The sequence below is a fragment of the Brucella sp. HL-2 genome, assembly GCF_025846885.2.
In the GTDB taxonomy this organism is placed as follows: Bacteria; Pseudomonadota; Alphaproteobacteria; order Rhizobiales; family Rhizobiaceae; genus Brucella; species Brucella quorumnocens.
The window spans coordinates 22,601-34,937 of sequence record NZ_JAOYTK010000001.1 but is presented as its reverse complement, the minus strand read 5'-3'; the positions used below and the strand labels follow the sequence as shown (position 1 = coordinate 34,937).

Below are 12,337 nucleotides of genomic sequence, written 5' to 3'. Positions count from 1 at the left end.
ACGATATGCAAACAGCATCCTTGAAGATTGGCAGCTTGAAGATCGGCACTCGGGGCAGCAAGCTTGCTCTCGCTCAGGCCTATGAAACACGCTCCCGGCTGATTGAAGCGCATGGTTTCACCGAAGACGCCATCGAAATCGTACCAATGTCCACTGCTGGTGATCGCATTCAGGATCGCTCCTTGTCGCAGATCGGTGGCAAGGGCCTGTTTACCGAAGAGATTGAAGCGGCACTGAAAGATGGTCGCATCGATCTTGCTGTCCATTCTACCAAGGATATGCCGACTGTTCTGCCGGAAGGTCTTCATCTTTCTGCATTTCTTGAGCGCGAAGATCCGCGTGATGCTTTTGTTGGCCGCACATCAAAGCGCTTTCTCGATCTGCCGCAGGGTGCGGTTGTGGGTTCGTCGTCGCTGCGTCGTCAGGCAATGATCAAGCGCCTGCGTCCTGACATTCAAGTGGTGATGTTCCGTGGCAATGTCCAGACGCGTCTTCGCAAGCTTGAAGAAGGCGAAGTGGATGGCACATTGCTCGCTTGTGCCGGATTGAAGCGACTGGACCTCGCCGATGTGATTACCGATATTCTGGACCCTGAAACTTTCCTGCCTGCACCCGGGCAGGGCGCTATAGGCATCGAAAGCCGTATTGGCGACGAAAAGATCGATACATTGCTGAAGCCGCTGGCGCATCGTGACACGCATGTAGCACTTGCCTGTGAACGCGCATTTCTGGCGACCCTTGATGGTTCCTGCCGAACGCCGATAGCGGGCCTTGCGATTGTTGACGGCGACAAAGTCTCTTTCCGTGGAATTATCCTGACACCTGATGGTCGCGAGGCGCATGAAGTGACGGCAGAAGGTTCTGCCGCCGATGCCGCTGAACTTGGATCGGATGCGGCCAAGCGCGTGCGTGCGCAGGCCGGTGCAAAGTTCTTTGAGGGTTGGGAGTAACATTGGCGGAACAGCGGAAGACTATGACCGGGGGGCGTGTTTTGATCACACGGCCAGAACCGTCGGTGTCATTGACGGCGGCAAAGCTTGCCGATCTTGGGTTTTCGCCTGTTTCTCTGCCGGTTAGCCGTACGGTCGCGCTTGAATTTTCGATCAAGAATCAGCTGTTTGACGCGCTTGTCGTGACGAGTGCCAATGCGTTTCGGCATGTGCCAAATGAACAACTTCAACCGTTGAAAACTTTACCATTGTTTGCTGTTGGTGAGGGTACAGCGCGTGCCGCACAGGAAGCAGGTTTTCGGACTGTGATTGAAGGCGGCGGTGATGCTGTACGCCTGGCTGCGAAGATGGCGGAAGTTTTGCCGAAAGGCGCAGAGGTTCTTTATCTCGCAGGACTTGTGCGCCAGCCCGTCTTCGAACATCAGGTGTCGAAGACGGACCTTACTATGATAGTCCGCGATGTCTATGGCATCGAGACAATCGACTATTCAGTCAATGAAATCAAAACCGCCCTCGACAAAGGTCCTTTTGTCGCGGTGCTGGTTTATTCTGCTGTCGCTGCAAAATTGTTTGTTGAACTGATGCAGAAAGCTGGCGCGCAGTTTGACGTAAAAACGCGGTTTCTATGCATTTCGGGGCGTGTTGCCGATTGCTTGCCAGAGGAATGGCGCGCGCAGGCACTGATTGCGGATCATCCTGATGAGAGCGGTATTTTTCGTTTGTTTTCCAAACTTTGACTCTTTTGCGCGCAACCTTCCTTCATCTCGTGATTTTATCTGATAAGCTTTAGAGACATTCTTTGCACTACGAGAGGACCCATGGCGAAATCCGGCACTCCGCGACATTCCAAACCGGCCCGTCAGCCCGTGACGATCAATCTCGATCCGTCAGATGTTAAACGCGTTGACGAAGCGGCAAAACCACAGGCGACACTTCAGGCGACACCGGCAGCCGAGCCAGTAGGGGATTTCTCGAAGATGACCGATCCAAAACCCGCCGCCGCTGCTACTCCAAAATTTGAATCCAAAGTGGAAAAGCCTCCCTTTAGAGCCGGTGTTAAGCCTGAAGGCTCGAGGGAAGCCCCGCGCACCACTGCATCAGTGCCGCCAGTGTCGGAAAAGAAATCTGGCTCAAGCGGCGCTTATCTTCTGGCGGGTGTCGCTGGTGGCGTGATCGCTCTTGGGGGACTTCTTGCTTTGCAATGGGGCAATGTGGTGCCTTCGCCGGGATCTCGCGTAACTGCCGAACAATTGGCGCGTATGGAACAACAGATTGCGGATCTGCGTACCAATCCAGCGCCAGCGCCTTTGGATGATGCCAGCAAGACGCAACTTGCCGATTTGCAGAAGAATGTCGAAGCGGCAGAAATCAAAGCGGAAGCTGTTGCCGGAAGCCTCACCGAAATTCAACAGCAGTTTGCGGCGCTGCCAAAGGCAGGGGAAGGCGGTTCTGCTCCCGCTGATGTTTCAGCGTTGACCGAACGTCTCGTATCGCTTGAGCAGCAACTGAGTGATGCGAAGAATCAGGCCGATCAGGCCGCAGCGGGAGTTTCGGGCAATAGCGGCACGATCTCCAGCCTTGAGCAAAAACTCGTCTCGCTTCAGGACAAGGTGAGCGAGAGTGCGCGCCAACCCGATGCATCGGCGCTTATTGCGGCCAATGCACTGAAGACAGCGATTGATCGCGGTGGTTCGTTCAAGGCCGAACTTGAGACTTATGCATCTGTGGCACAGCAGGATAAGTCGGTCGAAGGATTGCGTAGTTTTGCTGATAGAGGTGTTCCGACCATTGCCGATCTCAACGCATGGTTCGGGCCTGTTGCAAACAACATAATCGCCACAGAAAACAAGCTACCTGCCGATGCAGGCGTTTGGGATCAACTGGTGGCCAGCGCCAAAGGTCTCGTTAGCGTGCGCCCTGTCGCGGGAAATGTGAGCGGCATCGGCGTTGGCCCCACCACAGCACGTATGGAGGCGGCACTTCATGCCGGTGATCTTGAACGGGCAATCTCCGAATGGGAGCAGCTGCCTGCTGATGCGAAGGCTGCGTCAGAAGAGTTCGCAAGCCAGATGAAAGCGCGGCACAATGCCGATGCATTGATCCAGCGTCTTGTGACCGACAGCCTCAAGCCAAAAACCGCAACAGACGCCACGGCGCCAAACTAAGGAGGCGTCGTCCATGCTGCGTGTGATATTTTACTTCGCTATTGTCGTCGTTCTTGGATTTGGCTTTTCGTGGCTCGCAGATCGTCCGGGTGAGCTCGACGTCACTTTTGCAGGCAATCATTACAATGTGCCGCTGATCACGGCCGCTGCCGGTGTGGTGGCGATTGTTGCTGTTATTCTGATCCTTTGGTGGCTCATCAAGAGCATCATCCAGTCGCCTTATACACTGCGCCGTCATTTCCGTGCCCGCAAACGCGACCGGGGTTATCAGTCCCTGTCGACCGGATTGATTGCGGCCGGTGCAGGTGACGCGGAAGCGGCACGCCGCATGAACAAGCAAGCAGCCAAGCTTTTGAACTCTGATCAGGAGCCATTGATCAAGCTTCTTGAAGCCCAGACAGCAATGCTCGAAGGCCGCACCGATGACGCCCGCAAGGGCTTTGAAGCCATGATTGAAGACCCGGAAACCAAGCTGCTTGGTCTGCGCGGTCTTTATATCGAAGCGCAACGCGTCGGCGCGCGCGAGGCCGCTCGTCATTATGCGGCAGAAGCTGCAAAAGACGCACCACAGCTTGAATGGGCATCCTCTGCCGTCATGGGCCAGCTTTGCTCTGAAGGCGATTGGGACGGTGCATTGAAATTGGTGGATGCCCGTAAACAGGCACTCGCTCACAGCAAAGATGTGGTGAAGAAGGAGCGCGCAGCGCTTCTCACAGCCAAGGCGATGGCGACGGTTGATGTGGATCATGCACATGCTAAGGCCATCGCGCTTGAAGCCAATAAGCTTGCGCCTGAACTTGTGCCTGCGGCCATTGTTGCTGCACGCGCGCTGTTTGCCGACGGCGAAGTACGCAAAGGCTCGAAAATTCTTGAAGCCGCGTGGAAGCGTTCACCGCATCCTGATATTGCCTCGACCTATGTTTATGGTCGCGCAGGCGACACGGTGCAGGACCGTTTGAAACGAGCGAAACATCTGGTGACGTTGCGTTCAAACAATGCTGAAGGCAGTCTGGCACTGGCGCGTGCTGCTTACGAGGCAGGTGAATATCGTCTTGCGCGTGACAATGCAGAACAGGTGTTGCGTGGCTCTCCGCGTGAAAGCGGTTATCTGCTGCTTGCGGACATTGAAGAGGCTGAGACAGGCGATCAGGGCAAGGTACGGCAGTGGCTTGCGCAGGCTGTTAAAGCGCCGCGCGATCCTGCATGGACGGCAGATGGTTATGTTTCTGAGCAATGGTCGCCGGTGTCTCCGGTAACAGGTCGTCTCAACAGCTTTGAATGGAAAGTGCCAGTCGAGCAGCTCTCGCCATTGATCGAAGTGGGAAAGCCGGAAATCGCTAAAGCGGTGGCTGATCACGTTGGGGAAAGCCGGGCAATCGTGCCGGTGGAGAAACCTCAGATAAAACCTCAGCCAAAGTTCGAAGATGTTGTCGAGGCGGAAGTGGTTGTGCCGGAAGCCGAGCCGGTAAAGGTGAAAACCGCACCGTCGCCACCAAAAATCGCTGAGGTCGAAAAGTCAGCTGTGATTGATGCCGTTTCACCAGAACGTGCTGAAGACGATACCGACACTGTGAAAAACCGCACAGCGCATATCATTGTCGATGATCCCGGTGTGGATGAAAGCAAGTCATCCCAGAAGACACAGAACGGGCTGCGACTGTTCTAAAGCATTAGTCTGAAATGTGGAAACCGCCGTCGTTGGGAAATCCGTTCACTGGCTGATTTATGATTCAGCTTTGATGGGAAGACGGAGTGCGTAACGCCGATATGATAAACACGGGCACTTTCGGTGCTTTCAGGGGGGCAAAATGTTGCCTAAAGACCACGGCGACACCGCCTTGAGCTGTTGAAACGCGGCTAAGTCAGTTTGTTGTCTTGTGCCTTGTGACCAGCTCGCTACTTTCAATGCTTCTAAAGAGCGTCGGCTTGCCGATGCATAAGTGTTTCTGTGGCGAGGGTGAATGTTCGAGCGTTTGCTGGATTTTCTGAAAGAATTGCCGGGCAACGGTTTTCGTGAGCGTGGCGAGAAATTTTCCGATACCGATCCAAGACTTGCGGCGGCTGCCCTGCTGTTTCACATCATGGATGCGGACGGTGAAACGCGTGAAAGCGAGCGCGCAAAACTCTCGGCTATGCTTTCGCAGAAATATGGCCTCAAAGGCGATGCGCTTAAAAAACTGATCAAGGCTGCGGAAGAAGCTGATCAGGAATCGATCAGCCTCTCAGATTTCACTTCCGTGCTGAAGCGCCATCTCGATTATCAGGCCCGCGTCGATTTCGTGGCCTTAATGTGGGAGCTTGTTTACGCGGATGGGATCGTCAGTGAAGTGGAAGCCGATGTGATGTGGCGCATTGCCCATCTCATTGGCATCACCGAACAAGATCGCAATATGATCGAAGCGCGTGTCCATGCAGCCAATAAGAGCGTGCCAGAGGTCTGACACGCTCAGAAATCAAGTTCTGCCCTGAAGATTGCGTGCTTTACGCAATTGCGGGAACATCACGGCCCAGGCCGCTGCGACGGCGATCGACCCAACGCCGCCAATCACCACCGCAGGAACTGCGCCAATGGCGGCAGCCATCAAGCCAGCACGGAATTCACCCAACTCGTTTGAAGCGCCCACAAACACCATGTTGACCGCGTTGACACGACCGCGCACATGGTCGGGCGTCCATAGCTGCATCAAGGTTTCACGGATATAGACGCTGATCATATCAGCAGCACCCGCCAAGGCGAGAGCGACGATCGAAAGCCATGTCAGTGTCGAAACGCCGAAGATGATGTTGAACAAGCCGAACAGAGCGACAAAGACGAACATTACACGTCCGGCATGATCGCGAATCGGATGGCCAGCAAGCCAGATTGCCGTGAGAACGGCACCAATGCCTGGAGCGGAGCGCAGAAGACCAAGCCCCCAAGGGCCGAGGTCGAGAATATCGCGCGCATAGATCGGTAGAAGCGCAACAGTGCCCCCAAGCAGAACCGCAAAGAGATCGAGCGAGATGGCACCGAGAACGATCTTCTCTTTCCAGATATAGCGGAAGCCTGCAAGCATGGTGGAGAGCGAGCGTTCTTCTGTGGTTGTATGCTGTTTGGGCTTCGGGATGGAGAAGATCAGGATAGAACCAGCGATCAGGAATACGGTCGCCACGCTATAGGCAGCGAAGTGTGAGACGCCATAGAGCAATCCACCTGCAACCGGGCCGACAATGGTCGCCACTTGCCATGCCGATGCATTCCAAGAAACGGCATTGGCGAAATCCTCAGTCGGAACCAGGTTGACCACGAGGGAGGCAGACGATGGTCCGAGGAACGCGCGAGCAACGCCAAAGATCAGCAAGGCTGCAAAGACGGTCAGCGGTTCAAACAGTCCGGTGAGCGTCAGGACGAGCAATATTGCTGTGACCACGCTTTCAAGAATGAGCGAAAGCCCCATGACGAGCCGTCGGCCAAAGCGATCGGCTGCGGCACCTGTGAACAGCACAAGCAGCAATGCGGGCAGGAACTGTACCAGCCCGACCATACCGAGATTGAAAGCATCGCGGGTCTGATCATAAATTTGCCAGCCGACAGAAACACTAACGATCTGGACAGCGAACGCGCTCAGAAAGCGTGCGGCCCAATATTTTTTGAATGAAGTATGGCGGAATGCGGCATAGCGGTCCGCATGGGAAGCATCGGTGCTGGGGGACATTGCTCAGGACATCTGTAAAAGGGAATTTCTTCTTACCGCAATTTTTAGCGGGCAATGATCACTTTTTCTTGGAGAATCCCACGGTTCTGCAACATAAGCGGAGTATTTTCCGTCTGTTACTGATCGGAAAAAGCAAAAAGGCCGATATAAACCGGCCTTTTCGATGATTGTGTATTGTGTTTGCTGATCAGTCTTTACCGAGCAGACCTTTCCAGATGATGGCGCCAATCGCTGCACCAACAAGTGGAGCCACCCAGAACAGCCAGAGCTGACCAAGAGCGCCAGTTTCTGCAAACAGGGCCGCAGCTGCAGAACGGGCTGGATTGACCGATGTATTGCTGATCGGGATCGAGATCAGGTGGATCAGGGTCAGAGAAAGACCGATGGCAATCGGTGCAAAGCCCGATGGTGCGGTTGATGAAGTCGAACCGAGAATGACGATGAGGAAGAACGCCGTCAGTACGATTTCAGCAATCAATGCCGCTGTGAGGCTATAGCCGCCGGGTGATAGCTCACCATAGCCGTTGGATGCAAAGCCACCCGCTGTGAAGCCAGTCTTGCCAGTTGCTATGAGATAAAGAACCGCTGCCGCAGCAACGCCGCCAAGAACCTGTGCAACCCAGTAAGGAATGAGGTCTTTTGCTGGGAAACGTCCGGCAACCAGAAGGCCGAGCGAGACGGCTGGATTGAAGTGGCCGCCGGAAATGCCGCCGACGGCATAAGCCATCGTCAGAACGGTCAGACCGAAGGCGAGAGCAACGCCAGCAAAGCCAATGCCCAATTCAGGATAGGCCGCAGCGAAGATCGCGCTGCCGCAACCACCGAAGACGAGCCAGAATGTTCCGAAAAATTCCGCAGACAGTTTGTTCAACATGGAAGTCCCCAGTGTTGGTGTAGTGATAAATGCCAGTGCGAATCAGATGACTAAATATACAGTCGAGTTTTTCTTACATCAATCGTGCATAATTGGGCGATAGGATTGTGATATTTGTCAGATATTGCAATGATCACAGTAAATTTCACGTTGATTTCAATTTGTATTAGAATGTTCTTTTAAATGGTTCCAAACTTTCAAAACGACCCGAAAAGCCCATAAATTGGACGCTTTTTGGCCTTAATTTAAATCATGCTTGGTTTTGTCTTGTATATTGCGGCCGCAGCGCCACGCGCGTTATAAGAAACTTGTTCATGCAAATAATTGCGATGAGAACGATCTCGGCAAAGTGGGTGTTTCGTGGGGCATTATAGGGAGTTGCCAGCCTTGAATATTCAGATTGAGGCGCGAACATGCAGGTCGATTCTGCAATCCGTGATGGTCGTCGCCGTTGGTGCGGTATTATCCGGTTGCACGGCCACAGCATGGTCTGAAACCGTCAGGATCGATAGCGCTCCGCCTATGCCGAAGGAATGTGCCGGCTGGCAAAGGATCGACCTCAAGCAGCGCACGACAATGGTTCTGCTGCGTGAAGATGCGCGCCTCGTGACTGATATCGATTCCCACAATCTGAAAGGCCGCAATCTCGGCTGCTGGGAGTAGCATTCGTTCACGTTAGAGCGGTTCCAATTCAGAGTAAATCGTTAGAGCCGCTCTAACTATTTGTTTTTTAATAATTTCGATAAGCAAAGCCGTTTTTCTTTTGTGGCTCACATGCTTTAATTTTTTCAATCAGGATGCAGCCGATTTGGCACTTGTCGGATCGCAGCGGGCTTTGTTGCGCTCATTCCAACAATTGCCTGAATGTTCTGCGTTATAAAAACACAATGCTCGCGCAATTTTTATAGATGATTGTGCCTGAAATAACCGCACATTAACCTCACATTAACCATGGAGGTTAAAGGTCATCTTGATATCGATTTCATCCGTAGCCCCAATCGGAATGCGGACAATTTAGAGAAGCACACCGGTGATACGTTTCGAGAATGTCGGCCTGAGATATGGAATGGGGCCAGAGATCCTCAAGGATGTCAGCTTTCATATTCCGCCGCGCTCATTCCAGTTCCTGACCGGCCCCTCGGGTGCAGGCAAGACATCATTGCTGCGTCTGCTGTTTATGGCGCTGAAGCCGACGCGCGGGCTGATCAATATTTTCGGTAAGGACGTTGCGCGGCTCGATCATAAGGAAGTGCCGCTTTTGCGTCGGCGAATCGGGATTGTATTCCAGGATTTCCGGCTGCTCGATCATATGACGACCTATGAGAATGTAGCGCTTCCGCTGCGTGTACGTGGCAAGGAAGAGGCGACTTATCGGCATGAGGTTGAGGAACTGCTGCACTGGGTCGGGCTTGGCGACCGTATGAATGTGCTGCCGCCGGTACTTTCTGGCGGTGAAAAACAGCGCGCAGCCATCGCACGCGCATTGATCGACCAACCCGAACTGCTGCTCGCGGATGAGCCGACAGGCAATGTCGATCCGCCGCTGGCGAAACGCTTGTTGCGGCTTTTTGCCGAGCTTAACCGCTCAGGCACCGCTGTCATCATTGCGACGCATGATCTTTCTTTGATGGACCAGGTCAATGCACGGCGCATGGTCCTCGAACATGGGCGGCTCGACATCTATGATTGAAGCTGACAAAGACTGGCAAAGTGCTCTCCGGAAGGTCATGGACGACCTGTACATACGCTTTGAAGACCTCAAGGATATGCTGATGGTCCGCATCGGTAAACGCAGGAAGCGGCAAGGTCCAAGTCCAATCGTGCCTGATGGAAGCGTGACGGGTACGGCGCTGGTGATTGTGATCGCGATCATGACATTTCTTGCCTGTCTCACCCTTGGTGGCGTGACTTTGGTGCGTGCTTCGGCGGCACAATGGCAAAGCCAGATTGCGCGCGAGGCGACCATCCAAATCCGTCCGGTTGACGGACTTGATATGGACAAGGCACTGCAGGACGCGAGCGGCATTGCGCGCGGCTTTGCGGGCGTGAAAGATACCAGCATCATCGACAAGGATGCGACCGCACGCTTGCTTGAGCCATGGCTTGGCAGTGGCCTTAACATTGATGAATTGCCGGTTCCGCGTCTGGTCGTTGTCACCATCGACGAGAACACACCGCCGGATTTTGAAACCATGCGCGCTGAAATTACCCGCGCCATTCCGAGCGCAAGTTTTGACGACCATCGCACATGGGTCGACAGACTTGTTTCGATGGCCAATACGACGGTGCTGATTGGTACAGGCGTCTTGTCGCTTGTGGTGGCAGCAACCGTTCTGACAGTTATCTTTGCCACCCGGGGCGCCATGTCCGGTAACGGTCATATCATCGAGGTTCTTCATTTCATTGGCGCAGAATCGAAATTCGTCGCGCGCGAATTTGAATGGCATTTCTTCCGCACAGCTCTTAAAGGCGCGCTGTTTGGTGGCATGGCTGCCATGTTTGTGTTTTTCGTCTTCTCATGGTGGGCGTCGCGACATATGGGGACACCGGCTGCGGATCAGGCCGCTGCGATGTTTGGCAATTTTGCCATTGGACGTGACGGCTATATTGGCGCGGCTGCGATCATCATTCTGGTGAGTGTGCTGACGATGCTCACAAGCCGTCTGACGGTTATTCGCCAGCTTTCTACGATGGATGGCCCGGGAGTACGGGCCGAATGACCGCTTTATTTGCTAATACCGATCGGAAATCACGAATTTCCGGCAACTTTCCGAGTTATCGCCGCAATGATGGCTATGATAACAAGGTGAGTGAACGCAAGGTTCAGCAAACGGTATCGGCGGGGCGTTCGGAAAGCGTTGATGCAGTGGCAGGCAGAGAAGCAAAGGCCGAAGCGCATATTGGCGCTGTGGTGTGGCGCCGCAGCCGCACAACGGATGCGCCGTCGGTACTTTCGCCATCCCTGCTTGCCTTGGTCGTTGGTAAATTCATATGGTCTGTCCTAATGCGTGTATTTCGACGACTCCAGCCTATTTCCATTGTGCTTTTTCTGGCTCTTGTCGCCTTTCTGATTGGCTTTGTGGCCTTCAGCGAGAAGGTAACCAGTATGCAGTCGCCTGTGTTGGGTGAGCCTGCTGACGCGATTGTCGTGCTGACAGGCGGACAGTCACGCATACAGGCAGCGCTTGATCTTCTAAAAGGAAAACAGGGCAAGCGTTTGTTGATCAGTGGCGTTCATCCGTCCACCACGGAAAAATCGCTACAACGTGCCACACATACCGAACAAAGCCTGTTCGACTGTTGCGTCGATCTTGACCGTTCCGCGCTCAATACAGTGGGAAATGCGACTGAAAGCGAACGCTGGATCCGCGCAAACAACTATCATCGTGTGATCGTCGTTACCAATAATTACCATATCCCGCGCAGCATTCTTGAGATGTCATACCGGATGCAGGATGTAGAATTTGTGCCTTATCCTGTGGTGAATGGCGAAAAGCGCGCTCATAGCTGGGTGGCAGAAGGCGATACGCTCAGGGTTCTTTTCATTGAATATGTCAAATATCTGGGGGCTGCTCTTCGCGTTGGGGGAGCCAAGATTTTCGGAAGCACATTCGAATCCTCCTAATAAAGTGACGCTGAATTGATCGTCGGGCGTTGAGATTTCCTTATGGAAAATGCTCAGCTTCCTGATATATCGGTGCCGCTGCTTTCTTGGAAAAGCTCCCAGTTTCTTTTACCTGATCTATTCGCCTCAAACTGATGCGTTGAACAGGCATAACCAAGGTTTTCGCCGATACGATGCTTCTCTATCTGCGCTCCATTCTGTTCAATATCGCCTTCTACATCGGCACTCTCGTGCAAATGATCCTCTATACGCCGTTCTATTTTCTGCTTCCCCGCAAGAAGGCCTGGATTGTTCCCAAAACCTGGGCACGGGTTAACTTGTGGCTTCAGAAATACATTGCAGGCACCGATTATGTGATTGAGGGCCTAGAGAATATTCCTGAGGGTGCTTATATCGTGGCGCCCAAGCATCAGTCGGCCTGGGACACTTATGCTTTTTTGCCGCAGCTCGATGATCCGGTTTTGATCCTCAAGCGTGAGCTGATGCGGATACCGCTCTTTGGCTGGTATGTCGCGAAGATGGAAATGATCCCAGTTGATCGCGGGTCGCGCGTCAAGGCGCTGCATTCCATTACGAAAGGCGCGCAGAAGGCCATTGCCGAAGGTCGGCAGATTCTCATCTATCCTGAAGGAACGCGCCGTTCGCCGGGCGCACCACCGCAGTATAAATATGGCATCGTGCATCTCTATGAAGCGCTGAACCTTCCGGTTCTGCCGATAGCGCACAATGCCGGGCTTTACTGGCCACGTCGTAAGTTCCTGCGTTTTCCGGGAACTATTCGTTGCCGTGTGCTGCCGCTTATTCCGGCAGGACTCGAGAAGGAAGAATTCTTACGTCGCTTGATCGATACAACGGAAACGGCCTGTGACGAACTTCTGGTAGCAGCAAGTCGCGACACCAACGCGCCGCCCATGCCACCAACAGCTGTTCAACGGCTGAAAGAACTGGGTGAATAATCACTAAAACGAACAAATAACCTGATCGCGCTCTATTCCATTCAAGAGAACGACAATTCGTCGCGTTTTGTT

Annotated in this window: 11 protein-coding genes and 1 pseudogene; 10 read left to right on the top strand and 2 right to left on the bottom strand. The window is 53.6% G+C overall.

Features of this window, described 5'->3' with window-relative positions; translation table 11 throughout:
• Nucleotides 1–5 precede the first annotated feature (5 nt).
• The 5 genes and pseudogenes from hemC (at nt 6) to OIV19_RS00170 (ending at nt 5,556) form a co-directional block, all read left to right on the top strand.
• On the top strand, nt 6–950 hold the full coding sequence (gene hemC / locus OIV19_RS00190; protein ID WP_264230360.1) for a hydroxymethylbilane synthase: 945 nt from the start codon (nt 6–8) through the stop codon (nt 948–950).
• A gap of 23 nt (nt 951–973) precedes the next feature.
• Nucleotides 974–1,687, top strand: a complete 714-nt coding sequence (locus OIV19_RS00185) for a uroporphyrinogen-III synthase (protein WP_264230642.1) — start codon at nt 974–976, stop codon at nt 1,685–1,687.
• 81 nt (nt 1,688–1,768) lie between these two features.
• On the top strand, nt 1,769–3,115 hold the full coding sequence (locus OIV19_RS00180) for a mitofilin family membrane protein (protein ID WP_264230359.1): 1,347 nt from the start codon (nt 1,769–1,771) through the stop codon (nt 3,113–3,115).
• A 13-nt stretch (nt 3,116–3,128) separates the two neighbouring features.
• A pseudogene (locus tag OIV19_RS00175) lies at nt 3,129–4,455 on the top strand (heme biosynthesis protein HemY); the annotation flags it as partial.
• A 621-nt stretch (nt 4,456–5,076) separates the two neighbouring features.
• Nucleotides 5,077–5,556 (top strand): tellurite resistance TerB family protein, encoded by a 480-nt coding sequence (locus OIV19_RS00170; RefSeq protein ID WP_095447584.1) that lies wholly within the window; start codon nt 5,077–5,079, stop codon nt 5,554–5,556.
• A gap of 12 nt (nt 5,557–5,568) precedes the next feature.
• On the opposite strand, the gene OIV19_RS00165 is transcribed toward OIV19_RS00170, so the two are convergent.
• Together OIV19_RS00165 and aqpZ are read right to left on the bottom strand one after the other, a co-directional pair.
• Nucleotides 5,569–6,810 (bottom strand): MFS transporter, encoded by a 1,242-nt coding sequence (locus OIV19_RS00165; RefSeq protein ID WP_095447583.1) that lies wholly within the window; start codon nt 6,808–6,810, stop codon nt 5,569–5,571.
• Nucleotides 6,811–6,997: 187 nt separating this feature from the next.
• Complete coding sequence (gene aqpZ / locus OIV19_RS00160; protein WP_095447582.1) at nt 6,998–7,684, bottom strand: aquaporin Z; 687 nt, start codon at nt 7,682–7,684, stop codon at nt 6,998–7,000.
• 387 nt (nt 7,685–8,071) lie between these two features.
• On the opposite strand from aqpZ, the gene OIV19_RS00155 reads away from it, so the two are divergent.
• The 5 genes from OIV19_RS00155 (at nt 8,072) to OIV19_RS00135 (ending at nt 12,265) form a co-directional block, all read left to right on the top strand.
• Nucleotides 8,072–8,347: a hypothetical protein gene (locus OIV19_RS00155; RefSeq protein WP_264230357.1), complete on the top strand. Its 276-nt coding sequence runs from the start codon at nt 8,072–8,074 to the stop codon at nt 8,345–8,347.
• A 403-nt stretch (nt 8,348–8,750) separates the two neighbouring features.
• Complete coding sequence (gene ftsE, locus OIV19_RS00150; protein WP_024898570.1) at nt 8,751–9,374, top strand: cell division ATP-binding protein FtsE; 624 nt, start codon at nt 8,751–8,753, stop codon at nt 9,372–9,374.
• A gap of 37 nt (nt 9,375–9,411) precedes the next feature.
• Complete coding sequence (locus OIV19_RS00145) at nt 9,412–10,404, top strand: cell division protein FtsX (protein WP_404901673.1); 993 nt, start codon at nt 9,412–9,414, stop codon at nt 10,402–10,404.
• On the top strand, nt 10,401–11,309 hold the full coding sequence (locus tag OIV19_RS00140) for a YdcF family protein (RefSeq protein WP_264230356.1): 909 nt from the start codon (nt 10,401–10,403) through the stop codon (nt 11,307–11,309). The genes OIV19_RS00145 and OIV19_RS00140 overlap by 4 nt, the downstream gene beginning before the upstream one ends.
• 173 nt (nt 11,310–11,482) lie before the next feature.
• The gene (locus OIV19_RS00135) at nt 11,483–12,265 is read left to right on the top strand and encodes a lysophospholipid acyltransferase family protein (RefSeq protein ID WP_095447578.1); all 783 of its coding nucleotides are present in this window, start codon (nt 11,483–11,485) and stop codon (nt 12,263–12,265) included.
• Nucleotides 12,266–12,337 lie beyond the last annotated feature (72 nt).